Below are 23742 nucleotides of genomic sequence, written 5' to 3' on the forward strand. Positions count from 1 at the left end.
ACCCGTGGTATCCGGCAAAATAAACATAACCAAATTCGACCTCATTTTAGGCGGACTGCTTGTCGCCGCATTGGTGTTGATTGCTTACAAAGTGTCGCTGGGTTTAAATTACAATTGGAATTGGGGTGCCATGCCCCAATATTTTATTCGTTTCGATCCTGACGCCGGTCAATGGGTGCCCAACATTCTATTGCAAGGATTTTTGACCACCATCCGTTTGAGCATTTGGGCCACGCTGCTGGCGAGCCTTATTGGCATCGTGATGGGAATGCTGCGCATCAGCCAAAGCCTTTTCAAACGCATGCTGGCTGGCAGCTATGTCGAATTCACGCGCAATTTGCCACCATTGGTGTTGATTTTTATTTTCTATTTTTTCGTCAGTGACCAAATTCTGCCGGCCCTTGGGATAGAGACGTTTGTGCGCACACGTAGCGAAAATACCCAAGCCCTAATGACGTTTCTATTTACCGCCCCACCCCTATTCACAGCTTTCATATCTGCGTTGATCACACTTTCAATTTTTGAAGGTGCCTATATGACCGAAATCGTGCGCGCTGGAATTCAGTCCATTGAAAAGGGCCAATGGGAAGCTGCTGATGCCCTGGGATTATCCAAGTGGCACCGCATGCGGTTTATTATCCTGCCCCAGGCTATTCAGCGCATTTTACCACCATTGGCCGGGCAGTTTATATCCACCATTAAAGATTCAGCCATCGTCTCGGTGATTTCGATCCAGGAATTAACCTTTCAGGGAATGGAGCTGATGGCCACCACTTATTTGACCTTTGAAATTTGGATTACGATTACAGCCATGTATTTGGTGTTGACGCTGGCTTGTTCGTTGGGAGTGGCTAAGATTGAAAACGCTCTGAGCAAAAATACCGCATAAAAAACCCCGTCATATAGTTATCATCACGGGGTTGATAGCGTCGGGGCTACTCGCCGAATGAATTAAGGCGACCAAGAGAGCCTTATTTAATCGTGACCACCGGGCAATTGGCCTGTAAAATTACGTATTGAGCGGTGGAGCCCATCAGCAACTTGCCAACCTTTGACCTGCGCTTGACGCCCACAACAATTTCTTCTATCTGGTTCTCATTGGCAAATTCAATCAAATCCTCACCGGCTGATAGACCGCGAATCAGCAAATGCGTGTTGCATGCAATGTTGGCTTCTTCGAGCAGGGTTTTGGCATATTCCAAGCCCCGCTCGGCCTGTTCGATGTCTTTTCTTTCTGACTCTGTGCCCTTTTGCATTGACGTGACGACTTCAACCGATGCGCCAAACGCTAAGGCATGAGATTTGGCCAAATTTAAGGCATCTTTGGCTGAATTGGTTCCGTCATACCCTACCAGTATTTTCATCTCCTCCTCCTTTGCCTGCAAAAGTAAACCGTGCAACTCCCCCCATAGTTAAGCAGTTGTCTGCAAGAGAGGGGATTGATATCTAATTTCCTCTTAGCACAGGCATCTCCAAACGTCTACTAAAACTGCATTACCACATTCAGTTGGCGGGCACTTGGCAACGTTAACCCAAATCTTGAAATGTTTTGATGATGGCCCGCATAAAAGCGGGTAAATCATCTGGGGTTCGGCTGGTAATCAGATTGCCGTCAACAACCACCTCCTGGTCAACCCATTCAGCTCCGGCATGCACCAAATCATCTTTAATTGCATAAAATGACGTGACGGTTTTGCCGGCTAAAATTTTTGCCGAGGCCAGCATCCAACCGGCATGACAAATTGCCGCGACCACCTTTTTACGCTCAAAAAGATCTTTGACCAGCTGCACCATCAGCGGGTACCGTCGCATGATATCCGGCGCATATCCACCGGGTATAACAACACCATCAAAATCGGCAGCAGAGACGTTTTCAATGCTGACATCCACACTCACCTCGGTCCCTGGCTTGCCGGTATATGTTTCGGCGCTGCCGGAACCCACGACAACCACTTCAGCGCCAGCCTCTTTCAAACGATAAAACGGATACCAAAATTCAAAGGTATTAAACAATGATTCCACCGGAATAGCCACTTTTTTACCGTCTAATTCCATAATTAATCCTTTCATATATATAATGTTTTCAAATATATGATATATATTTTATAAATTTTTACTTTAATTTATTAGATTACAATTATCATTTGAATTTAACTGTGCCCACATTTGAAATAATGGCAACATAGGCATGATTTGCAAAATGTCCATTATGATACCTGCCTGAAAATTAATTAACAGATAATTAAATCATCAGATACGAAAATCATTTTATAGTGCTGATATCTAATAAGATACACCACCTAATGTGTTTTCACGTGAAACTTGAATATTTATCACCTGATGTTGTCAGAAAGTCAAATTCAAAAAGACCAGACTGGTGTTTGGGCGGAATATATTGTATACATATCATTACCCAAATGATCAAGGTTACCGAGACATTATATATTGATGAATCTGACATTGAGTTGGAATTCGTACGTTCCTCCGGACCGGGGGGACAACATGTGAACAAAGTGTCCACAACCGTACAACTGCGTTACAATGTGCGACAGGCAGCCATCCTGTCTGAGGGGGCACAGTCACGCCTGAAACGAATTGCCGGCAAGAAAATGACCGATGACGGCATCCTGATGATTAAGGCTAATCGATTCAGGAGCCAGGACAAAAACCGCAAAGATGCTATTGCCCGCCTGGTCGATCTGCTGCGTCAGGCATTGGTCAAGCCCAAACCCCGCCGCAAAACCAAGCCCTCCCGCGCTGCTAAGGAACGCCGTTTGACAGCTAAAAAAAAGCGCAGTGACCTTAAACGCCAGCGCCGCGGGGTGAAAATATCTGAAGATGGCTAATGAAACACAACATTTCAGCTAAGATTGCCAGCCTAACACTCGCCCAAAACACGAAATATCCTTGACATCTGGTTTAGAGTTCCCGTAAAAATCAATTTCCTTCAACGACCCGTTGGGCTTGCGCAATCTGCTTCATTCTGTTTATGCTGTGCCCAAATTATACAAAGATTTAGGTGGATGAAAACAATATCCTGGCAGGATTTTGAAAAAATTGAACTGCGCGCCGGTACGATCAACCGCGTGGAAGATTTCCCGGAAGCAAAGGTGGCAGCATATAAAATTTGGGCGGATTTTGGCGATTTCGGCACATTAAAATCCAGTGCCCAAGTCACCAAACACTATTCCAAATCAGACCTCCTTGGGCGTCAAATCATCGGTGTCATCAATTTCCCACCAAAACAAATTGCACACTTCATGTCTGAGTTTTTGGTGACCGGTTTTATCCTTGAAAATGGTGACGTTATTTTGGCAGAGCCACAGCAAAAGGTACCGAATGGATCGCGATTGGCCTGATAAACGAATTCAGCGAGGCTGCCTGATTAACTGATCCTATAAACAGAATATGGGGCAGCATACCGACAATATAGGATGTGTAAAATGGTCAGAAAACTAAACCCCGCGGACATCCATTTGATCGGTGTGATTTCCGACACCCACGGACAATTGGCGCCTGAGGTGCAGAAGGCCTTTAAAAATGTTGATCTTATTATTCATGCCGGCGACATCGGCGATGCAATGGTGTTAGACAAATTGTCAAAAATAGCACCGGTTATGGCGGTCCGCGGCAATATGGATTTTGGAAACTGGGCCAACGCGTTGCCGCAAAGCGAAATTATAGAGATCGGTCGCGTCGTATTGTTTGTGCTGCACATGACTGGCCGACTGAAAGAAGACCCGCAAAAAGCAGGCTATAAAGCCGTCATCAGCGGTCACACCCACCGCCCGGATGTCTATCAAAAAAACGGGGTTACATATGTGAATCCCGGAAGTGCATCCTATCCCAAGCTGGGTCATCCAGGGTCGGCTGCTTTGATTCACATCAATGGTGAGGACCTGCGCGTGGAATTCATCCATCTGAAAAGCTGAGTCCACCTGAAAGGAGAGCTGCATAATGGGAGGATTATTTGGTTGTGTGTCTAAAAATGACTGTTTGAGTGATCTATTTTACGGTACCGATTATCATTCTCACCTGGGCACCAAGCGCGGCGGCATTGCGGTGTTGAATTCAAAAGATTTTTCGCGATCGATCCATAACATCGAAAATGACTATTTCAGGTCTAAATTCGAACCGGATCTTCCAAAATTGCATGGAAACAAAGGTATCGGCATTATTAGCGACCATGATCCGCAGCCGCTGATCATAGGCTCTCATTTGGGGACTTTTGCGATTGTAACGGTCAGCAAAATTAATAATATCGAAGAGCTGGCCGCTAAAGCCCTGAACAGTAAGCGGCATTTTTCAGAAATGAGCGGCGGCGAAACCAGTCCAACCGAGCTGGTGGCGATGCTGGTCAGCGAGGCGGAATCCTTTGAAGCCGGGATTCAGCATGCCCAGGAGGCCATCAAAGGCTCCTGCTCGATGCTTTTGCTCACCGAATACGGTATTTATGCAGCACGAGACAAATTGGGGCGCACCCCCATCGTGATTGGTAAAAAGGAGGGGGCCTATGCAGCAGCATCGGAATCCTGTTCCTTTCCCAATCTGGGTTATGAGATGGACATAAATCTGGGGCCCGGTGAGATTGCCTTAATTACGGCCGAGGGCATCGAGCAGAAAAAACCTCCGTATGACCAGATGCAGATCTGCGCATTTTTATGGGTGTACTATGGCTATCCGGCGACCAGCTACGAAGGTATCAATGTGGAAGCCACTCGCAATCGTTGTGGCCGGCTCCTGGCCAAAAATGACAACGTCGATATCGACTTTGTCGCCGGTATCCCGGATTCCGGTATTGGGCACGCCATCGGGTATGCCCACGAAAAAAATATCCCTTATGTCAGACCTTTTGTTAAGTACACGCCGACCTGGCCCCGCAGCTTTATGCCCCAGAATCAGAGCATCCGGGATCTGGTCGCCAAAATGAAACTGATCCCCATAAAAGAGCTGATCGAGGGCCAGAGGATTCTTTTTTGCGAGGACTCGATCGTACGCGGCACCCAGCTGCAGGACACGATTCAGATTTTATATGAATATGGTGCTGAAGAAGTGCACATGCGACCGGCCTGCCCTACCCTGATTTATCCATGCGATTTCTTAAATTTCTCAACATCACGATCCACGATGGATTTGGCCGGCTGCAAAGCCATTGCCACACTGGAAGGCGCAGAGGATAAACATTTAACCGATTATGCCACGGCCGGATCGGAAAAAAACCATGCCATGGTCGATCAGATCAGACAGCGATTGAAACTGACCTCCCTGCAGTACCAGAAACTGGAGGATCTGGTTGCCGCCATCGGTATGCCAAAAGAAAAACTATGCACCCATTGCTGGGATGCCAGCAGTTATTTTTAGATCAACCAAAGGGTGTGGGCATTCAAAATGGACGTCATGGGATTGGTTCGTTAAAAGGTCTGATGATAACGATCGATCGCCGCTGGTCGACGTCAGGCAGGCGGTAATATTCCACTTCAATTGTATATCGATCAGCGGACAAAACCGTTTGCAGTGCTGCCAACGCTTTTTGATCCACCTCCCCTTTGAGTGCAATAATTCTTCCCTGCTTTGCCAGCAGCGGCACAGCGTTTCTCACAAAAGATGTTAAATCAGATAGCGCTCGACTGATAATGACATCAAAGGAATTTAGATGTTTAGGGTCCTCCCTTAGTTTTTCAGCACGGATGTGAAGGGCTTCACATTGATTCATGCCGAGTGTTCGGAGGACGTGCTTTAAAAAGTTGATTTTTTTGCGAACCCCGTCGATCAGCAAAACGGATAAGGATGGTTTTAAAATCTTTAGCGGTAGACCCGGAAAGCCGCCTCCGGCACCAATATCGAGCAATCGCGCCTTTTCAGGAATGAATTTGGCAGGCACCAGCGAGTCTAAGAAATGCTTGCTGGCAATATCGCGAGGCGCGGTGATGGTCGTCAGGTTGATTTTGCGGTTCCAGTGGAGCAACTCGGCAGCATGGGTGGCAAACGCAGTGCAGATGCGCTTATCGATGGCGATGCCCAATTGCTGTGCACCGTTTTTAATCAGGTTTTGCCACTCACGGGAACCAATTTCCATCAAAAATAGGGGATAGATAGGGTAATTTTAGAATGAAAGATGAATCGCTTGATTTCTGAACTTGGAAAACCTTGAACCCTGAACCTGAAACCCTGGAACCTTTTTTAATTAATACACACCCGCCTTACTTCTGCCATATCCGTGAATCCTTTGAATACTTTCATAATGCCATCCTGCCGCAAGGTGGACATTCCTTCTTTCATGGCCTGGGCAAAAAGCATTTCAGTATTGGCCTGCTTTTTGATCATCAATTTGATTTTGGCCGTTCCTTCCATAAGCTCATGGATACCCATCCGGCCGCGGTAACCGGTGTTGGAGCACGCGTCGCAGCCGACGGACTTGCAAAGGGTCATGTCCGGATCATACTCGATACCGGTTTGCGCCCAATATTTTTCGCCGTAATCGACATATATCATCTCATATTCTTCTTTGGTCAGCGGATATTCTTCCATACAGTCTTTACACAGGCGGCGCGTCAGGCGCTGGGCCAGCACACCTAAAAATGCATCAGAGAAATTAAGGGGGTTGAGCCCCATGTCGAGCAAGCGGGTAATGGTTTCGGGAGCACTGTTGGTGTGCAGGGTGGAAAAGACCAGATGACCCGTCAAAGATGCCTCAATCCCGATGGAGGCCGTTTCCTCATCGCGCATTTCACCGATCATAATGACATCCGGATCGGCCCGCAGAAACGCCCGCATCACCCGCGCAAAATCCAGACCAATTTTCGGTTTTACCTCCACCTGGCGCAACCCACCCTGGGTGATTTCAATCGGATCTTCGGCCGTCCAGATTTTGATTCCCGGTTTGTTGATATAGCTGAGGATCGCGTGCAGCGATGTGGTTTTGCCTGAACCGGTGGGGCCCACGGCCAAAACCAGCCCATAAGGCTTGGCGATGATGCGTTTCATTGCCTTGGTGTTGCGCTCGGTCATACCCATCTCTCCGAGTTCCATCGCCCCAGCCGAGGCCAATATTCGGAGAACCACATCTTCAAACCCCCCTTGAGTGGGCAAGGTGGCCACCCGGAGTTCAAATGTGGGCACGCCTTTACGCTTGAACTTGATCTTTCCATCCTGGGGCAGCCGCCGTTCAGCAATATCCAGGTTAGACATGATTTTGACCCTAGAAACGATTCCGCGAACCATTGAATTGGGAACTTTCATATACTCCTGGCAAACGCCATCCAATCGAAAACGGATAGATGTTGATTTGGCAATCGATGAGGGCTCGATATGAATATCGGAGGCATTTTTACGATATGCAGCGATAATGGCTTGATCCACCAGCTTGACGATTTTGCCAGAAGCCTCGTCGTAGCCTTCATCTTCCTCTTCCTCTTCCTCTTCTTCTTCAAATGAAACATCCGGAATTAAGTCAAAATCATCCATCGCTTGATCAGCGGTTTTGTAATCCTGGACCGCCTGACCCCCGTCAAAGAACAGTTTGATGTATTGCTCGATGTCTTCACGGGTGGCGACGGTAAAATTGATCCGATTTGATTTCATCAAGGCCTTGATATTATCGGTTTTGTTCAGATCCCGCGGATCGTCGACAAGAATCTCCACTCCTTCTTTATCCCAGGCCATGGGAACCCAGTATTCGTTGAGCAAAAACGCTTTTTTCAGATTGGACAACAGCTCCACCGGAACCGTAAAAGAGGGATCATACTCGCGAAATTGGGTATCGTAGAAAAGCGAAAAGGATTTGCCGATGACCGCCTTATTGATCTTGTTGTGTTCAATCAGAACAAATTCGACACTTTTGTTCATCTTTTTGGCCAAAGTAAATGCCTGCTGCAGCTGCTCGGTCGTCACCATTTTCTCACGCAATAGGTAATCGTATTTGGAACCGCTTGTGAAGGAGCGGGCAATCGAATCCATCCGCTTTTTGATTTCCGTATTATCCGGAGCCAACTTGTTGGCTGCCTTATAGTTGTCGAGGGCCACTTCGCGATGATCGCGTTTTTCCATCTCTTGGCCAAAAAGAAAGAAAATCTCGGCCGTAGCCTCATTGGCCAGTTTTAGCGGTTTGATCAGTTTGTCGAATTTTTCAGATGCCTTGGAGGGAGAATGTAGCTTTATGAGACATTCACTGATTTCGGGCATTATCTTAGCAATCGGATAATCTTCTTTTAATAGCTTGGCATATTCAGGCAGCGCCTCGCCATGAAGACCCATTTCCTTGAAAGCAGAAGCGCTGTCTAAAATTGCCGGGACATCTCCCTGATTAGACAAACTGTTTCGCAGCAAAGTAATGTCTTGGGCTGAAACCCCTTTGGGTGCGGTCTGCTCTTCATTGTCAATTTCATGTTTGAGCAAACGGATACGTTTTTGAATTTTATCGTGGGTCTGGCTATCCTGGTCTGCTGAAACGATCTCAATAATGTTTTCATAAATTCTAAGAGAATCTTCAAAAAGACCCATCGAACGGCAAACTTCGGCCTCGTTTATTTTGGATTCGATCTCAGTGCTCATTTAAATTTATGGCCCTTTCATTTAAGGTAACACGACAATAAAAATTTCCTTTATTTTTTAAATAGTCGTCCGAATTTTCGACCGGATTTCGCCGGTTGCAGAGATGTCAACAGAATGTCACAATTTAACCGAATTATTGCAATCGGCACGTATAGCGACATTAAGATCACTAAATACCCCATCTCCGTTTTACGGATATAGACGCGGCCTTTTTCAAAAATCAAGTCGGTCTCGCGCATGCCCTCAAGAGATTCAATAAAGAATTTCCAATCCCGTTGTTCGGGTGCCTCTTTGGGTGCCATCAGAAAGTCTTTAAAAAGCAATTCACCGTTGGCCTCAAACAGCATGATGCCGGCTACGCCCTCAGTATTTAATATGTCATTAAACAATTCCCGCATCAGTTGCTGATAACCCTCAAAATTTTATCTCTGGGGCACCGGGGATCAACGGTAAGCACTGTGGTCTTTTGACCCGGTACCAGAATGTAATCGTTGCTATCACCCTTATCAATGTATGCGAGCATAAATTTACCCATATTGAAAAACGTCCCAATTTTCGATAGCTGTGTGACATGGCTGTCCCAGAGTGCATCCTGGTATAAATCTTCCAGGCCACATTGCTGCCCGATTTCTGCTTCTATTTTCGCCTTGAGCCGGTTAAGCCGTTGCACCGGTGTTTCCGGCTGAGACTTAATCTGCTCCATGACACCTTCGGGCACGACTTCCGGCTCTTCTTCCTCATCTTTACGTCGCATGGCCTCCAAAATAAGCGGTTGCAAATCGCTGTGAATTTTATTTTCCTTTAAAGCGCAGCCATTCTGGATTGAAAGATTGACCGCATCCCATGAAAAAATTATATGAGCGGCAGCCTCCCCTTGCATTTTGTTGACCCGTGCATCTAACAATTCACCATCTCTGAAAAATAAAATTCCTTTTTGGGCGCTAGCTTTTTCCTCCAAGCGAATCGTACAGGTTTTTTGCTCCATTTCAATTAACTGTAAAAACATACCGGAAGATATGTTATGCAGGGTGCCGCCTTCAGATTCCTTTCTTAGTGTTATTAAAATCTGACGGGCCAAATTTTCGATCAAAAAAGGCTTGGCAATATAACCGACCGCCCCCCCCTCACGTGCAAGTTGTTCCATTTCCGGCGTGCTGTAACCGGTAATAATAATGACCGGTATGTCCGGGTAATGCTGCATGATATGGGCCAGTAATTCAAAACCGTCCATATTGGGCATTTTCAAGTCGGTAACAACCAAGGAAATGATATTTTGTTTCAAAACTTCAAGAGCTTGCACACCGTCCTCAGCCAACAATACAGCAAAGGACTCCAAGTAGCGCTTGAAGCCCTCTTTGAGGGCATGCAGCATCTCTGTGTCATCATCTACCAGCAGAACGTTCTTTATCATTGGTCTTCCTTGGGATCATTGGACCAGGAGGATTTTTCGATGTCGACGATTTTAATGCCGGCAACATAGTCCATGGCCTCATATTTTCTAATCCTGCCTAATTTATCGGTAATATCATTCATTTTCTTAATCTGATTATGAATTTTAACGATCTTTGCATAAAGTCGGTTGTCCTCTTTCATTTCAGACAAGATTTCATTGATCTGGTTATTGACAATGGTCAACGGCTGATTCAAGCGATGGGCCACACCGCCGGCCATTTCCAAAACGCCCTGAAATTTTTGACTTTCCGCCTGTTGTCGTTGTTGAATGAGAATTTGGGTCACATCTTTGGTAATACATTTGATATGATGTGCGCGCCCGTTTGTTTTGATCAAGAAGGCCTGACATTTAAGATGGCGCACTTTTGATTTGCCGTCCAAAATGGACAATATTGTTTCGCTGCGACCGATTTTAAAAATATCCGCCAGAAAAATCATAAACAGGTCCCGGTCGCTGGGTGCCAAAAACTCAGATAGCGATTTTCCCACCAACTTGCTCTTGGGTACGCCGAAGAATTCTTGCGCTGCCGGATTCACATTGATCAACTCTCCGCGAAGATCAAACATAATGATCATCTGGGGCAGATTTCCAGCAGGTCCTTCAATTTTGGGTGTGCCCGTGTTGGGATCAATATCGGCGGTAATTTCCTTTAGAACACCATCCAGATTGGTGACGATACCGTCATCATCAAGGATGGCTTTAGCGGTAATCGCACACCATATGGGCGTACCGTCCTTTTTTTTAAGCGCCACAGGCAGATCGAAAACCCCGCCGGCCTTAATGACCGTATGAACGATATGGCCGCGATCCTTTTTGTTCTGATAAAATTCCACGACCGGATAATCAACAAGGTCCCGCGCGGACTCAAAGCCCAATAGATTCGCAAATGCTTGGTTGCAATAAACTATTTTACCTTCAACGGTGGAGCGAAACAGGGGCGCTGGTAGGCCGTCAAAGAACTCAGCAGCCCTGCGAGCAGAATAATCTCCGTTATGCATTAAATTTTCGCCACCCATGGGGCCAAGCCTTGCTAAAAGGGTTTGGAATAAAATTGCGAACGCTCATTTTCTTGTGGGGCATAGCTTAAGTCCAATGTCCAATATCGGCAAACAAACGCTCGCAAAGTTAAATGTCAATTTCTGTAAAGATAACATCATGATAGACCAACTCTTCTGCATATTCTTGTGACCACAACTCCAGATTCTGCAAAAGCGCTGAAAACAACCCCAAGTCATGGGCCATTTCCTTGACAACCTCAACCACACCCTGCACCAGGTCTGTGTCGCTAACCTGCCCGGAAAAGGTGATTTTTTTACCAGCATATTCGAATTCGCCTGCAAACGGGTCCAAAAAAGCAAAGCGGTCTGCATTAGCAACACATTTTTGTTTGAGCAATTTTTGAAAATCCGTCTTTTTTTTCGATTTTTCAGAAACCACCACTTCGAATATGGCGAGCAAAGCCTCTATCATTATAATGGCGTTATCTGAAGTTTCCTCTTTTGCCGCCATCAGTGTTGATATGTGTTGGATGTTTTTTAGTTGAATTCGGCAAACGTTAAAGGTGCCTCCCTGTTCTTTGGTTTTCTCAATAAGTAGCTGCTGATGTTCGCTGGAAGGACTTGGCGCACCGTTGCTCCAAGAACAGGTGCCCCCCTTGATTTTCCCGTTGATTAAGAAGATAAAGCCACTTTGCGCGCCGCTACCGATACTGATGTCAATATAGCCAGTCAGTTTTTCTGAGCTCATTTTTTTGATGAGGCCTTCGAGATCTGTAAATTCAGTGCTCAGGTCTTTGTAAATTTTTTCTGCAGTTGGAATACCGGCCCAGTAATAGACTTCTTCTAGATCGATCTGATAGACGTTTACATGAAAATTATGCGCCGGGTCGGCCGCCATGAGGCGCTCGACCGCTGCATCGCCTGCAAGGGTGAGATGTCTATCTTTAAATACACCACTTAACAGCTGATCTTGATCGAAGAAAATAACACCCTCGGATGCGTGCGATTTAAAATGAACACCACCTGATCCGATTTCACCCTGAAAATGCTCCAAAAGCTTTCTTACATCTAGATAATAGGCGTTTAAATTTTCAAGCACAGGCTGCTGTTTTGGAATAACAACCATGTTGACTCCTTAGATACGATCTTATAACGCGGACCCAATAGGCACTGCCACTTTTTCCGGTGATATCCCAGACATCACCGGCATTTCCAAACAATGAGACGGCATGACCAATCAGCGCCGACGCAGGCGTTCTATTGACATGCGAATGCTTTCCTGCATTCGCGATATGGCTTCAGCCAGTTCTCCGATTTCATCTCTGGCTTTTGTTTTTATTTCAATGCCCAGGTCTCCGATGCTGATGCGCTCGGCGACATCGGTTAATGATTTGATCTTTGCAGTCAGCCGATGACTGTAGATTAAAACGATCAGGCCTATCAGCAATACAGTCCCACCGAGGATGGCCCATATGATCCAGCGCGTTTTTTGGGTCAGTTCACCGGCGCGTTTTTGCATCAAATTAACGGGTCCATGAAACTCATCTAAATAGGTCGTTGCGGCAACCACATACGGCGTCCCTGCAACAGGCGTGCAGACCATAAATTTTTCGCGAAATTTACCATCTTTGTCTTGCCAGGTGTAATATCCTTGAGAGCGTTTGCCCCCTTTAACACCCGTATAAATCTTCCAGAAACCGGGAAAATTACGACCCAACGGTTTTTTCAATGTGGACATATCAATACCGATAATCTTTGGATTAACATGGGCCCAGGTGCGCCAGACACCATCGGCATCCGGCATCTCATAAAGCGCCGTATAGCCGGTCAGGCCGACTTTTTGGACAGCCAGGGTTTTAAAGCCCATATCATTCATAAAGTCTTCTTTGACCAGTTCCGGATTTGCCAGCAGATACAAACGGCATTGGATGGCAACCGCTGTCGATAGATCCTCAATTTTCTTTTCCGCCATTTGGTTAACCACATTGGTGCTCTCATCGGTAATCAGCGTTGCCATTTTGTCCTGCTGCCATAAATACAGTAGGCTGGCACCAATGAGCAGAAGCATCGGAATAAGAAAGAACAATAACAGCATTTTGACACGCAAATTCAGCAGGCCGGTTTTGCGCGTTGACGCTGCGTGTTTAGCGCCGGATCCGTCCAGCTTGATCTCAGGTTCAGCCGCCGGCATCTCATCTGACGTTGAATCGGTTGCCGCTTCAGCAGCCACTTCTTCAACTGTTGGCGCCTCGGGCGCCGTAGCGGGTTGCTTTGAGACCGTGATCATGTGGGTACACACGCGGCATTTAAAACGCGCTGCAGCACCTCTTATTTTGGAAGGATCGATTCGGTACTTTTTCCCACATTCCTCGCAGATGACAATCATGGTTACGCTCCTTAGAAAACCGAACAGGTCAGATCAGACAGATACTTATATAGACGCTCAGGTGACAGAAACATTTAAGGGTGACTCTTCAACAATTAAAAAAGGCTGCTCATGGTGATAAATATTTTTTTTCACGTATTTTGACGGCCATTGATTTTAGAAAAACATCTTTTTTGTCTTCACGTCGAATCTCGCGGGCAAGATTATCGATGAGTTCGGCGACACAATGCCCCGGGAACTGGGATAGCTTATAGCCCAGCCGACTAACTTCTTCTTCAATTAGCACCTGAGCAATGGGACCGACGGCCAGTGAGAGATGGACCACTAGATAATCGAAAAAATCTTTATCCAGTGTAGCAATGCCTTGCTCCACCTTTTGAACCAGCCCATTTTGCATCAGCTTAGCAATAAGCTCACGCATTGAACTCATTGTGATTCCAGCTTTCTGTGCCACCCGGCCCAAGGGTGTCTTTCCGTCTAATTCCATAAATACGGAAAGCATCTGGGGATCGAGCGGGAATTCTTCAATATCTTGTCGGACGACACGCTTGAAAATCATAGCGGATAATTCGCTTGACGAAAAATCCATTTTGTTACCTCATCGGTGTCGCTTATAGCTTGGGGTCGACGCAATAGCTGCATGGAAGCAGTTGACAATAAATCCCATTCGCTTGTGATTTTTTTCATTCCGGACAAAGGGGATTTAGTGGGAATGCTAATTAAATTTTTGGAGTTTTTCTAGTTCCTTTTTTAGGGCATTCAACTCGGAATGAATGTATTGTTTTAATTCATTTATCGCTTCGGCCAGAGATTCAGGCGTTAGAGCGAGGACCGCTTCACCTGGCGGGTCGGCCGGTGATGCGATGTGAGCCGGCTCTGAAGGCTCTGCTGTCTTAGCTTGATGCTCAGCGCTGTCTACCTTCTGAACTTCTTTTCGTCCTCTCTTGGCCGCTTTATTCTTTGAAACCTTATTTCTAAGCTGCTTGTATTTTTGCATCTCAGCGCGCAATAAATTTTTCCTGTCTGCCTCTGACATGTCTTCTGCCAGTATTACCTCTTCCAGGCGTGAGTAAACCGAATTTAAAATCTTAAAGGTTTTGGGATGTGCATTGCCACGATTGATCTTGATATATTGTCCCAGAGATGTCAGCAGCTGAAGGAACATCAAAATAATCTTTTCGTTTTGGTAAGTATTTTTCAGATTATTAATTTCCGACAGCAAATCAGCTAAGGCCTCTTCCGTAATCTCCCAGTCGATTGACAATACCAGGTTTTTCAATTCGGCTAGGGGATAATCATCCGGCACACTCTCACTGCCCGTCTGAGCGGCAGAGACTTCCTTAAGATCCAATATTTCCGCTTCGGCAGCAGGGCTTTGCTCTTTTTGCGGTTCATTTTTGGCCGTATCTTGGCCATCGGCTTCGATGGGCGAATCATCATCGGAATTATCCTCTCCTCCTCCGAAAAGATCATCGAGGCGTTTGGCGATCTCAGAGTCTAGGTTGTTGTCTTTGGTTTTGTCGCCCAATTTCCCCTCCTATTTCAAATCCCGTTTAATAGATGCCACGGTCATTGAGATGATTTTTTTCAAGGTTGCCACGACATTGGTGCCTTTCAAAGCACTGGCTGAAAAAGAAGGCCTTTTGAGCTGGTCATTCAGATCTTTTTCAAGCGTATCTGTCGTCAGCAACGGAATTCCCTGCTCTAAAAGATCCAGCTTGTTATATTGCATGACACACGGAATCTTAAAGATACTCTTTTTATAGTTGGCAAGATTTTCCTGAAGATTTTTTAAGGACAATATGTTTTTTTCACGACGCACGGCCATCGCATCAGCCACAAAAACGATACCATCGACACCTCTGAGGACCAGACGCCGGGTGGCATTGTATTTCACCTGTCCGGGTACGGTATACAGTTGAATTTTAACTGCATACCCATTGATCAGGCCAATATCAAACGGCAAGAAGTCAAAGAAAAGCGTTCGATCACCGTGGGTTTTTACCGTGACCATCTCAGTTTTGATGCGCTTTCCAAACTTTTTGTATATATATTCCAGGTTCGTGGTTTTGCCGCCCCTACCGGGGCCGTAATAAACAATTTTTACCTGGATTTCTTTATTTTTTAAGTTTACGAATGCCATGCGATAGTTAAACACAAAAAATAACAAACATACATGCTCGCTAATAATGCTGGATCGCCGTTCTTAAAGCGACAGAAGCGGCCCTAGTATTGTTTTTAATTGGTCAACAGAATCGGCGACTTTCAATCTCAAAAAACCCAAAGAGATATCATTGCCGAATATAGTAATCAGTAAAAATTCGGTGGTTATCTTATTGAAATGGATATTTTCTTTTGTACCTTTATGAAACAGCAATGAAAATTCGTTTTCACCGATGATTTTGGCCATCGCGCTGACAGCACCAAAATTACCGGCAGCCAGGGCGGCCAGTGAATAGATATCGTGCTGCTTTTCTCCATTGTCGAGATTGGCAATAATATTACCGGCCATATCAATCAGAAAAACACAACGAACCCCATTTTCAATCAGGTCCTGATTTAAAATATCCTCAATGCTATCGAGCTGTTTTTGACCAAGCGTGTATGACAATTGCCCCTCCTGAATCGTATGTTGTCCTGTTTGACGAACGCGCCTATATTAACCTACGCACCTGTTTCGGGATCAGGACCGTTTGTGAAAACCCCACCCGCTCAAGACAGATGCAACCGCATCCACATCCGAAAAACGGTTTTGCCAGCTATAGTGAGCCCTAGTTCTAAAGATGGCGCATTTCACCTATTGCCATCACTGTAACATTTTGCTGGCAGTTTTGACGTCCTGCATGTTTCAGGGTGCGTCAACAACCTTAGAATCGGTAATTTATATAAAAACTTTAATATTTTTGAACAGATACACCCTGCAACGCCCAAAACAACAGAAAGTTAAAAAACAACACTTATGTTTCTTAAATTACAAAAAAAACGCTATTTTAGCAAGCTAAATCTTTGCGTCCTGACAGTTATGTTTCATTTCATGCCCGCATTGGCGGTGGTTCAGACCGCATGGCGTTCGAAAAACCATTCGCTCGGGGTAGCGGATGCGGGCTTGGTCCCGGTCATTTGACTACTACACATCTATACGTATAGTCGAACTTAGGGTTGGGATTTTGAGCGTGGCGATTAAGGGCTGGTTTTAGAATCGGATAGATCCATCGTCATCATAATCTCATTGCCGCTCCGGACGGAAACTTTTAAATTTGGATAGCGCTTTTTGAAAACCTGAATCATGGCCGCATTTTCCCGCAAAACTGTGGCCGAAAAATGGGTGTATTGATTTTTTTTGGCGATTTTTTCAAGTACGCTCAACAGGTATGAAGCAATCCCCATTGACTGGTAGTCTTCACGAACGACAAATGCAATTTCAGCCTGCTGATCACGTTCATATGCATAGGTGCCAATGGCAATAATCTCTTTATGGCCTCCTTTTTGAACAAGTCCGATAATGGACATGTTCTTATGGTAATCAACACTGGCCCAGTGCTTTTGCACAACCTCATGCGAAAAGGAACGCATTCGATAGAAAAACCGCATATAAATGGTTTTTTCCTGCAGAGAATAAAAGAAATTACGGTATGCAATCTCATCCGAAGGCAGCAAGGGGCGAAATTCAACTGCTTTGCCGTTTTTCAATGTGTATATGCTCTTGTATCCTTCGAGAAACAATAGATCTTCAGTGGAGGGTGGCAGTTGGTCAGCAAAAATATAGTGTCGCTGTTTGGCCGCATTGATAAGCTGTTCGCGAAATTTAGGATGCGCAATTTGCGCCAGCTCCATGACGCGCTGATAAATGCTTTTACCCTGCAGCTCGGCAATACCGTATTCGGTAATGATAAAATTGACATCCCCGCGGGTGGTGGCGACCCCGGCGCCCTCACTTAAATGCGGCACAATGCGTGATACCGCTCCGTCTTGCGCCGTCGATGGCAGCGCCACGATGGAAAAGCCACCTTTGGACATGGAGCTGCCCCTGAGAAAGTCAACCTGATCTCCGATGCCGCTGTAGAACATATGTCCCACGGAATCCGAACAGATCTGACCGGTTAGATCCACCTCCAACGCAGAGCTGATGGAGATCAGATGGTCGTTGCGCGCAATCACAGTGGGATCGTTTACAAATTCGGAAGAGCGAAAATAAAAGGTGGGGTTGTTATCGACATAATCGTACAATTTTTTTGACCCCATACACAGCGAAGCCACCACCCTGCCCGGCAACAACGATTTTTTCTTGTTGGTTATCACGTTCTTTTCAAATAACGGCAGCAATCCATCCGTAATCAGTTGGGTATGAAGACCCAGGTCTTTTTTTCGATCCAGGGACTGCACAATAGCTACCGGCAAATGACCGAACCCGATTTGCAGCGTGGCCTCATCATCTACCAACTGGGATAAAAAATGCCCAATCCGGCGTGCGATCTCCGTATGCTTGACCGCTGGAAACATCTCCACCAGGGGTTCCCCATAAGGCACCAGCCAATCGATCTCATCTATATGCACGAAGCTGTCACCCCAGGTACGCGGCATTCGTGGATTGACTTGGGCAATCACCTGACTGGCATGTTCTAATCCGGAGCGGGTAATATCGACCGAAACTCCCAGACTGCAGTAACCAAACTTATCGGGCGGGCTGACCTGAACCAGTGCCACATCCAGCCCGATGCGGTGGCTGGCAAACATCCGAGGAATCTGAGATAAATAGGCTGGAATGTAGTCAATTTTCCCTTCAAAAGCCGCTTTACGCATGCTGTCGCTGATAAAAAACAGTTTGGGAGAAAATCTTCGCCGAAATGATTCATCGTCAATGTATTGTGCAAATGTCGATGACAGCATTTGATAGACCATGATGTCTTGAATGGTGGACTCATTGACCATGGCCTTGATCAGATGCTGGGGCTCACCGCATCCGGTGCCGATAAACACACGGCCGCCGCTTTTAATCTGAGATACAGCCGTTGCCGCATCAACGACCTTATCCGGACATCGTTGCATCAAATCCATTTGATCTCTCTGCTAGTGGCAGTGTTTCGCTGAAAAATAACTTCTATGGTGGTTAAGACTCACATCATAATACGAATCCTGAATAAATCAACTTTGAAATGGCGGCCAGCCTTGATAAATTTGGGCATTTGTTTTCTCTGAAAAAAGAGCTTATAGTAGTTCTTAACGGATCGCTATCAAAACAGTCGTGTTCGGAAAAGCGTTAATATGAAAAAATCCTTTTCAAAAAAGGGGCTTTTTCGCCCATTTAAAGATCTTAAAACCCTGTTGGACAATCGCTCGGCTACGCTCAAAGAAAAATCAGACCATCTGGCAGCGAAAGCCCCGGCGTCTGAAATTAATCCGGACCAAGACAAACAGATGTTTGAGGCTGCTATGGCAGATGTTGAAAGGCTTCCGCACAATATCTGCACTGATATTGAACCCCCAAAAGGTATCGTTTCAGCGACAGATAAGACGAATGAATCCGATGTACTGCTTCAGCTCGAAGAGCTGGTGAAAAGCGGCAAAGGGTTTGTGGTGGCCGATACCGCCGAATATATTGAAGGTACGGGCTATAACGTAAGCCGCGTAGTAACCAAACGGCTTCACAGCGGAGAGTTTGCCGTTCAGGGCCATATCGACCTTCACGGTCAAAGTGTCGAAAGTGCCCGAACCCTTTTTGACCATTTTTTCAAAGAAAGTATTGCCAGCGGCAAGAGAATGATTCTCATCATACACGGGCGCGGTCTATCTTCACCAGCTGATCCGGTATTAAAAACAAAGGTAATTCAATGGCTCACCAGCGGACCATGGCGCAAATGGGTCATGGCATACGCCAGTGCCCGCTTATGCGACGGTGGTGCCGGCGCCACCTATGTGCTTCTAAGAAGACGTCCGGCAACCAAACGATTGAAAAGAAAAAAACGCCTGTAAAAAAAGTGCTTGACAAAAACCAAACAGATCATTAAATACTGCCGTTTTAAATTGAAAACCAGCTGCCCCCATCGCGTGTTTCAACAGATGGGGGTTTTCAATCCTAAACGGTGAAGGAACACTACATGAAGACAGACATCAATAAGGTCAGAAATATTGGTATCAGTGCGCATATTGACTCTGGCAAAACCACCTTGACTGAACGCATCCTGTTTTACACCCAGCGTATTCACACGATGCACGATGTGAAGGGCAAAGACGGTGTCGGTGCCACCATGGATTCCATGGAACTTGAAAAGGAGCGCGGCATCACCATTGCTTCAGCCGCCACCTATTGCGAATGGCAAGACCACGAGATCAACATCATTGACACGCCCGGACATGTCGACTTTACCATAGAGGTTGAGCGCTCCCTGCGGGTCTTGGACGGCGCCATTCTGGTTCTGTGTGCCGTCGCCGGTGTTCAATCGCAGTCAATTACTGTCGACCAGCAGATGAAGCGCTATAAAGTGCCCGGTATCGCCTTTATTAACAAGTGTGACCGTAGCGGTGCCAATCCAGAACGGGTGATTGCGCAGTTGAAAGATAAACTGGGACATAATGCCGTCGCCATGCAACTACCCATCGGTTTGGAGGCGGGCTTCGAAGGCGTTATCGACCTGGTTTCGATGCAGGCTGTCTATTTTGATGGTGATAAAGGCGAATCCGTTCGCCACGCTCAGATACCGGCAGAACGGTTGGCTGCAGCGCAAGCTGCCCGTGAACACCTCATTGATCAAGCTTCCATGTTTTCAGATGCGCTGACCGAAGCGATTTTGGAAGAAACCGAGGTCACCGAAGCGATGATCTTGGCGGCTGTACGCCAGGGCGTCATTGAACGCAAGCTGACGCCGGTTTATATCGGCTCTGCTTATAAGAACAAAGGCATTCAGCCTCTCTTAAATGCGGTTACCCAGTTGCTGCCATGCCCGCTGGACATTGAAAACGAGGCCCTGGACATGAACAATGCTGAACAACCGGTGGTGCTGAGCAACGAAATAGACAAGCCCTTGGTCGCTTTGGCCTTTAAGCTAGAAGATGGCCCCTACGGTCAACTAACCTATGTTCGTGTCTATCAGGGGTCTCTGGCGAAAGGCGATACGATCGTCAACGTGCGCTCTGGGAAAAAAGTAAAGGTCGGCAGGGTTATTCGGATGCACTCGAATCAGATGGAAGATATCGAAACCATCCCTGCCGGCTATATCGGAGCGCTGTTCGGTATTGACTGTGCTTCCGGTGACAGTTTTGTTGCTCAGGGACTCGGTCTGACCATGACCTCCATGTATGTGCCCGAACCGGTCATATCTTTGGCCATATTTCCGAAAGACAACAAATCGGACGTCAATGTGTCCAAAGCCTTGGGGCGATTTACCAAAGAAGACCCCACCTTTAAGGTATTCGTGAATGCCGAAACCGGCGATACGATTATCTCCGGGATGGGCGAGTTGCATCTGGATGTCTATATTGAACGGATGCGGCGCGAGTATCAAGCTGAAGTGACCACCAGTCCGCCGCGGGTGGCCTATCGTGAAACCATTACCCAGAAGGCCGAATTTGACTACACTCACAAAAAACAAACCGGCGGTGCCGGCCAATTCGGAAGGGTTACCGGCTATATGGAACCGGTTCAGAACGAAGATTTTGTTTTTGAAAACAAAGTGGTGGGGGGCGCAATTCCGACCCAGTACATCGCGGCCTGTGAAAAAGGGTTCAAAAATTGCCTGCTGAAAGGGCCAAAGATGGAATTCCCCGTCACCGGAATTCGAGTCGTCATCAACGACGGTGCCTCTCACTCAGTGGATTCTTCCGATATGGCATTTCAGGCTGCAGCCCGCGGTGCTTTTTTGCAGGGATATGCCAAAGCCAAATCGGTTATTCAAGAGCCGATAATGAAGGTGGTCGTGGAAACGCCCACCGAATTTCAGGGCGCCGTCATGGCGACCCTCAATCAGCGTCGTGCCATGATTGTGGGCTCGCAGGATGAAGGTCCATTCAGTGAAATCGAAGCCCAGGTTCCCTTGTCTGAGATGTTTGGCTATTCAACTGACTTAAGGTCGGTGACCAAAGGTCAGGCCCAGTTTACGATGGAATTTTTAACCTATCGCCAAGTTCCGCAGTCCATCACAGATGATCTAATCAAAAAAGCCGCAACGGAGAAAAAGAACGTTGCCTAAAAATTGTTGCGCGACATGACAGACCTGCTGTACACTGGCATGTGCTGCACAGATGTTTAACGTCCAATGGCTGAAATAAAAAGCATCAAAAGCAAAAACGAGTTGATCGAAAACCAAAGACCGTCTGGTTTTGAATACCACATCCTTCCAATTCAGGATCCTCAGACTGCCGACAAGATCGAGGCAAGGTCTGCCAATAATATTTTTTACATGCGGGAAAGGAATATCAACATGCTGAAAAATGAGCTCATCTTGAAAAATCCCTTGCGGCGAATGGGTTTTGAAAGCGATGACATATTAGATAAAGGCGAATTTGGGGCCGTAATGGCCCGCGCCGGTGTTGGTAAAACCGCTTTTCTGGTGCAACTGGCTTTAAATAGCATGCTCAGAGACAAAAACGTTTTGCATATCAGCCTCAATGACCCGGTTAAAAAAGTCAGCCTGTGGTACAAAGAGGTCTTCAGCCGTATTACCGCCCATTATCATATCCAGCAAAGCAATCAGCTGTGGGAGATGGTGCTGCCCCATCGGTTTATCATGACTTTTCGCGTCGAAGGCTTCAGCGTTCCCAAGCTTGAGGAGCGCCTTACCGATCTGATCGAACAAGCCATTTTTACACCTGACGCCATCATTATGGATGGCGTGCCCTTTGAAGATTCGATTCATGAGGACCTGGCCGATCTAAAACAGCTGGCATCCCGTCTGAACATGCAAATATGGTTTACCATCCGAACCCATCGTCACGAAGAGCCCGGTCCGAACGGAACGCCCTCACAGCTGATGAAAGTGGCCGATCTGTTTGATGTCGTCATCCAGCTGGTTCCAATGGGAAAACACATTCAAATAAAAGCCTTTAAAGGACCGCGTTCCACCGCAGATCAACCGGATTTGATGCTGGATCCCGCCACCATGTTAATACAGGATCCTATCTGACACGCAGTCATCTCTGACCCATCTGCAGTGACACCCTGCTCATTTGCCAGGATTTGAACTCTCCCCCGGTTGAATCCGGACTGCCCCCATTGTAATTTGCCCCTGCGCTCTGTTGCCTTAAAGATACCCTCAGCTAGTATTGGCTTGGCCACCCCATCAGGGACCAACTTTCTCAAGCAATCACATTTTTTACCGATACAAGTAACATCTGAGGGATTACATGTAACAAAAATGGGGTGTTGATATGAAAACAACGAACAGAGATCGCCAACGAAGATGGCGCCAAAAGAAGCTATCCAGCGGTATGCGAACGGTCACGATCATGTTGCCCGCCCGCATCAAAGAGATGATTGATCGCCACCGAAAAGAAACCGGTGCAACGATTGCGCAGATTATAGAAACCGCTGTGGTACATCTGCTGTCTAACGAGGCAAATTCATCTCAACTCATACCAAAAAATAAATATACTCGTGATGTTATAAGGTTTTCACCTGAAAAAATGCAGCAAATGAGTACTGATCTGAACACCATTGCTGCGCGTTTTAAAGAAATGACGGGATTCCGGGAGGATGTTACTTGTAACGCCAAAACCGTTACAAAAGATGGTAGCGCCCCCAAAACAGCCGCATCAGATGACCGTTCAACCACAGAAATCTACCGTCTGGTAAGACTGCTTAATAATATGGAGATCAGTTTGGAAGAGATTGCCCTGACCCTTAATAAGCGCAAATTAAAAACTTTATCCGGTGCCTATGAGTGGAATGCGGGCGATGTGCAAGCGGTTCTTGATGATATCCATCAAAAATACGGTCATATCAATCCACTTTTTTCCATATCCAATGCGCATTGACCGTCACAAGGGAATTTCTCCTACAGAGTTCGAAAAGAATTGATAATATCTGGGTATGAATCTAGCAATAACTGGAAGATAAAAAATCCTCATCTATTTTCATGCAAAGCTCTTGGTGGGGCTTTATGAAGGTATTTGCGGCAGATATCGTCGATGGCCTCTTCTAGTAAAGCCCCCAAGGATTTCTCCTCATCGACGGCAAGGTGTTTAAGGGCTTTGATACGATCAGCATCAATGCGGGTGGAAAATATTTTCTTTTCGCCCATGCTTGCAAGACTACCTTTTTTTCATCGTCAAAACAAGGAAAAAATGCTGACAAAAGTGAAGTTTTTAATGTAAGAATTATATATTTAAATAATTAAATTATAATATCGATAGCATAAATTACC

Annotated in this window: 24 protein-coding genes; 9 read left to right on the forward strand and 15 right to left on the reverse strand. The window is 46.3% G+C overall.

Annotated features, from left to right (window positions below; translation table 11 throughout):
* Positions 1-4 precede the first annotated feature (4 nt).
* The gene (locus QNJ26_10945) at positions 5-889 is read left to right on the forward strand and encodes an amino acid ABC transporter permease (protein MDJ0986051.1); all 885 of its coding nucleotides are present in this window, start codon (positions 5-7) and stop codon (positions 887-889) included.
* An 82-nt stretch (positions 890-971) separates the two neighbouring features.
* Here QNJ26_10945 and QNJ26_10950 read toward each other — a convergent pair whose 3' ends face one another.
* Both QNJ26_10950 and QNJ26_10955 read right to left on the reverse strand, forming a co-directional pair.
* A complete protein-coding gene (locus QNJ26_10950) occupies positions 972-1364 on the reverse strand; it encodes a universal stress protein (GenBank protein MDJ0986052.1) in 393 nt (130 codons plus the stop codon).
* Positions 1365-1527: 163 nt separating this feature from the next.
* Positions 1528-2055 carry a type 1 glutamine amidotransferase domain-containing protein gene (locus QNJ26_10955; GenBank protein ID MDJ0986053.1) on the reverse strand — a complete coding sequence of 176 codons (528 nt, stop codon included), beginning with the start codon at positions 2053-2055 and terminating at the stop codon, positions 1528-1530.
* 362 nt (positions 2056-2417) lie between these two features.
* Between QNJ26_10955 and arfB the strand changes: the two genes are divergently transcribed.
* The 4 genes from arfB to QNJ26_10975 all read left to right on the forward strand — a co-directional run bounded on the left by arfB (position 2418) and on the right by QNJ26_10975 (position 5361).
* Positions 2418-2846 (forward strand): alternative ribosome rescue aminoacyl-tRNA hydrolase ArfB, encoded by a 429-nt coding sequence (arfB, locus tag QNJ26_10960; GenBank protein ID MDJ0986054.1) that lies wholly within the window; start codon positions 2418-2420, stop codon positions 2844-2846.
* A gap of 177 nt (positions 2847-3023) precedes the next feature.
* The gene (locus QNJ26_10965) at positions 3024-3359 is read left to right on the forward strand and encodes a tRNA-binding protein (GenBank protein MDJ0986055.1); all 336 of its coding nucleotides are present in this window, start codon (positions 3024-3026) and stop codon (positions 3357-3359) included.
* An 84-nt stretch (positions 3360-3443) separates the two neighbouring features.
* On the forward strand, positions 3444-3932 hold the full coding sequence (locus QNJ26_10970; GenBank protein ID MDJ0986056.1) for a metallophosphoesterase: 489 nt from the start codon (positions 3444-3446) through the stop codon (positions 3930-3932).
* Between the two features lie 25 nt (positions 3933-3957).
* Positions 3958-5361: an amidophosphoribosyltransferase gene (locus QNJ26_10975; GenBank protein ID MDJ0986057.1), complete on the forward strand. Its 1404-nt coding sequence runs from the start codon at positions 3958-3960 to the stop codon at positions 5359-5361.
* Between the two features lie 34 nt (positions 5362-5395).
* Here QNJ26_10975 and rsmG read toward each other — a convergent pair whose 3' ends face one another.
* The 12 genes from rsmG to QNJ26_11035 form a co-directional block, all read right to left on the reverse strand.
* Positions 5396-6076, reverse strand: coding sequence for a 16S rRNA (guanine(527)-N(7))-methyltransferase RsmG (gene rsmG / locus QNJ26_10980; GenBank protein MDJ0986058.1), 681 nt, complete (start codon positions 6074-6076; stop codon positions 5396-5398).
* Positions 6077-6180: 104 nt separating this feature from the next.
* Positions 6181-8550 (reverse strand): GspE/PulE family protein, encoded by a 2370-nt coding sequence (locus QNJ26_10985; protein MDJ0986059.1) that lies wholly within the window; start codon positions 8548-8550, stop codon positions 6181-6183.
* Positions 8551-8600: 50 nt separating this feature from the next.
* On the reverse strand, positions 8601-8948 hold the full coding sequence (locus QNJ26_10990) for a hypothetical protein (protein ID MDJ0986060.1): 348 nt from the start codon (positions 8946-8948) through the stop codon (positions 8601-8603).
* Positions 8948-9961, reverse strand: coding sequence for a response regulator (locus QNJ26_10995; protein ID MDJ0986061.1), 1014 nt, complete (start codon positions 9959-9961; stop codon positions 8948-8950). The genes QNJ26_10990 and QNJ26_10995 overlap by 1 nt, the downstream gene beginning before the upstream one ends.
* Complete coding sequence (locus QNJ26_11000; GenBank protein ID MDJ0986062.1) at positions 9958-11001, reverse strand: PAS domain-containing protein; 1044 nt, start codon at positions 10999-11001, stop codon at positions 9958-9960. The genes QNJ26_10995 and QNJ26_11000 overlap by 4 nt, the downstream gene beginning before the upstream one ends.
* A gap of 127 nt (positions 11002-11128) precedes the next feature.
* Positions 11129-12127, reverse strand: coding sequence for a hypothetical protein (locus tag QNJ26_11005; GenBank protein ID MDJ0986063.1), 999 nt, complete (start codon positions 12125-12127; stop codon positions 11129-11131).
* Positions 12128-12238: 111 nt separating this feature from the next.
* Positions 12239-13387 carry a zinc-ribbon domain-containing protein gene (locus tag QNJ26_11010; protein MDJ0986064.1) on the reverse strand — a complete coding sequence of 383 codons (1149 nt, stop codon included), beginning with the start codon at positions 13385-13387 and terminating at the stop codon, positions 12239-12241.
* Positions 13388-13496: 109 nt separating this feature from the next.
* Positions 13497-13976, reverse strand: coding sequence for a helix-turn-helix domain-containing protein (locus QNJ26_11015; protein MDJ0986065.1), 480 nt, complete (start codon positions 13974-13976; stop codon positions 13497-13499).
* 126 nt (positions 13977-14102) lie between these two features.
* A complete protein-coding gene (locus QNJ26_11020) occupies positions 14103-14915 on the reverse strand; it encodes a hypothetical protein (protein ID MDJ0986066.1) in 813 nt (270 codons plus the stop codon).
* 9 nt (positions 14916-14924) lie between these two features.
* The gene (locus QNJ26_11025; GenBank protein MDJ0986067.1) at positions 14925-15530 is read right to left on the reverse strand and encodes a GTPase domain-containing protein; all 606 of its coding nucleotides are present in this window, start codon (positions 15528-15530) and stop codon (positions 14925-14927) included.
* A gap of 63 nt (positions 15531-15593) precedes the next feature.
* Positions 15594-15998, reverse strand: a complete 405-nt coding sequence (locus QNJ26_11030; GenBank protein ID MDJ0986068.1) for a roadblock/LC7 domain-containing protein — start codon at positions 15996-15998, stop codon at positions 15594-15596.
* Positions 15999-16567: 569 nt separating this feature from the next.
* Positions 16568-18442, reverse strand: coding sequence for a GNAT family N-acetyltransferase (locus tag QNJ26_11035; GenBank protein ID MDJ0986069.1), 1875 nt, complete (start codon positions 18440-18442; stop codon positions 16568-16570).
* 207 nt (positions 18443-18649) lie between these two features.
* Between QNJ26_11035 and QNJ26_11040 the strand changes: the two genes are divergently transcribed.
* The 4 genes from QNJ26_11040 to QNJ26_11055 all read left to right on the forward strand — a co-directional run bounded on the left by QNJ26_11040 (position 18650) and on the right by QNJ26_11055 (position 23353).
* Positions 18650-19357: a Smr/MutS family protein gene (locus tag QNJ26_11040; protein MDJ0986070.1), complete on the forward strand. Its 708-nt coding sequence runs from the start codon at positions 18650-18652 to the stop codon at positions 19355-19357.
* 125 nt (positions 19358-19482) lie between these two features.
* Positions 19483-21570 carry an elongation factor G gene (gene fusA, locus QNJ26_11045; protein MDJ0986071.1) on the forward strand — a complete coding sequence of 696 codons (2088 nt, stop codon included), beginning with the start codon at positions 19483-19485 and terminating at the stop codon, positions 21568-21570.
* A gap of 231 nt (positions 21571-21801) precedes the next feature.
* Positions 21802-22503 (forward strand): cytoplasmic protein, encoded by a 702-nt coding sequence (locus tag QNJ26_11050; GenBank protein ID MDJ0986072.1) that lies wholly within the window; start codon positions 21802-21804, stop codon positions 22501-22503.
* A gap of 322 nt (positions 22504-22825) precedes the next feature.
* Positions 22826-23353, forward strand: coding sequence for a hypothetical protein (locus QNJ26_11055; protein MDJ0986073.1), 528 nt, complete (start codon positions 22826-22828; stop codon positions 23351-23353).
* A gap of 89 nt (positions 23354-23442) precedes the next feature.
* Here the strand turns inward: QNJ26_11055 and QNJ26_11060 are convergent, their stop codons facing one another.
* Complete coding sequence (locus tag QNJ26_11060) at positions 23443-23619, reverse strand: hypothetical protein (protein MDJ0986074.1); 177 nt, start codon at positions 23617-23619, stop codon at positions 23443-23445.
* Between the last annotated feature and the right edge of the window lie 123 nt (positions 23620-23742).

Source organism: Desulfobacterales bacterium, from assembly GCA_030066985.1.
Taxonomy (GTDB): Bacteria; Desulfobacterota; Desulfobacteria; order Desulfobacterales; family JAHEIW01; genus JAHEIW01.

Coding starts and splice junctions, on each gene's coding strand:
- QNJ26_10950 (MDJ0986052.1), bottom strand. CDS start 1,364: ATGAAAATACTGGTAGGGTATGACGGAACCAATTCAGCCAAAGATGCC.
- QNJ26_10955 (MDJ0986053.1), bottom strand. CDS start 2,055: ATGGAATTAGACGGTAAAAAAGTGGCTATTCCGGTGGAATCATTGTTT.
- arfB (MDJ0986054.1), top strand. CDS start 2,418: ATGATCAAGGTTACCGAGACATTATATATTGATGAATCTGACATTGAG.
- QNJ26_10965 (MDJ0986055.1), top strand. CDS start 3,024: ATGAAAACAATATCCTGGCAGGATTTTGAAAAAATTGAACTGCGCGCC.
- QNJ26_10970 (MDJ0986056.1), top strand. CDS start 3,444: ATGGTCAGAAAACTAAACCCCGCGGACATCCATTTGATCGGTGTGATT.
- QNJ26_10975 (MDJ0986057.1), top strand. CDS start 3,958: ATGGGAGGATTATTTGGTTGTGTGTCTAAAAATGACTGTTTGAGTGAT.
- rsmG (MDJ0986058.1), bottom strand. CDS start 6,076: ATGGAAATTGGTTCCCGTGAGTGGCAAAACCTGATTAAAAACGGTGCA.
- QNJ26_10985 (MDJ0986059.1), bottom strand. CDS start 8,550: ATGAGCACTGAGATCGAATCCAAAATAAACGAGGCCGAAGTTTGCCGT.
- QNJ26_10990 (MDJ0986060.1), bottom strand. CDS start 8,948: ATGCGGGAATTGTTTAATGACATATTAAATACTGAGGGCGTAGCCGGC.
- QNJ26_10995 (MDJ0986061.1), bottom strand. CDS start 9,961: ATGATAAAGAACGTTCTGCTGGTAGATGATGACACAGAGATGCTGCAT.
- QNJ26_11000 (MDJ0986062.1), bottom strand. CDS start 11,001: ATGCATAACGGAGATTATTCTGCTCGCAGGGCTGCTGAGTTCTTTGAC.
- QNJ26_11005 (MDJ0986063.1), bottom strand. CDS start 12,127: ATGGTTGTTATTCCAAAACAGCAGCCTGTGCTTGAAAATTTAAACGCC.
- QNJ26_11010 (MDJ0986064.1), bottom strand. CDS start 13,387: ATGATTGTCATCTGCGAGGAATGTGGGAAAAAGTACCGAATCGATCCT.
- QNJ26_11015 (MDJ0986065.1), bottom strand. CDS start 13,976: ATGGATTTTTCGTCAAGCGAATTATCCGCTATGATTTTCAAGCGTGTC.
- QNJ26_11025 (MDJ0986067.1), bottom strand. CDS start 15,530: ATGGCATTCGTAAACTTAAAAAATAAAGAAATCCAGGTAAAAATTGTT.
- QNJ26_11035 (MDJ0986069.1), bottom strand. CDS start 18,442: ATGGATTTGATGCAACGATGTCCGGATAAGGTCGTTGATGCGGCAACG.
- QNJ26_11040 (MDJ0986070.1), top strand. CDS start 18,650: ATGAAAAAATCCTTTTCAAAAAAGGGGCTTTTTCGCCCATTTAAAGAT.
- fusA (MDJ0986071.1), top strand. CDS start 19,483: ATGAAGACAGACATCAATAAGGTCAGAAATATTGGTATCAGTGCGCAT.
- QNJ26_11050 (MDJ0986072.1), top strand. CDS start 21,802: ATGCTGAAAAATGAGCTCATCTTGAAAAATCCCTTGCGGCGAATGGGT.
- QNJ26_11055 (MDJ0986073.1), top strand. CDS start 22,826: ATGTTGCCCGCCCGCATCAAAGAGATGATTGATCGCCACCGAAAAGAA.
- QNJ26_11060 (MDJ0986074.1), bottom strand. CDS start 23,619: ATGGGCGAAAAGAAAATATTTTCCACCCGCATTGATGCTGATCGTATC.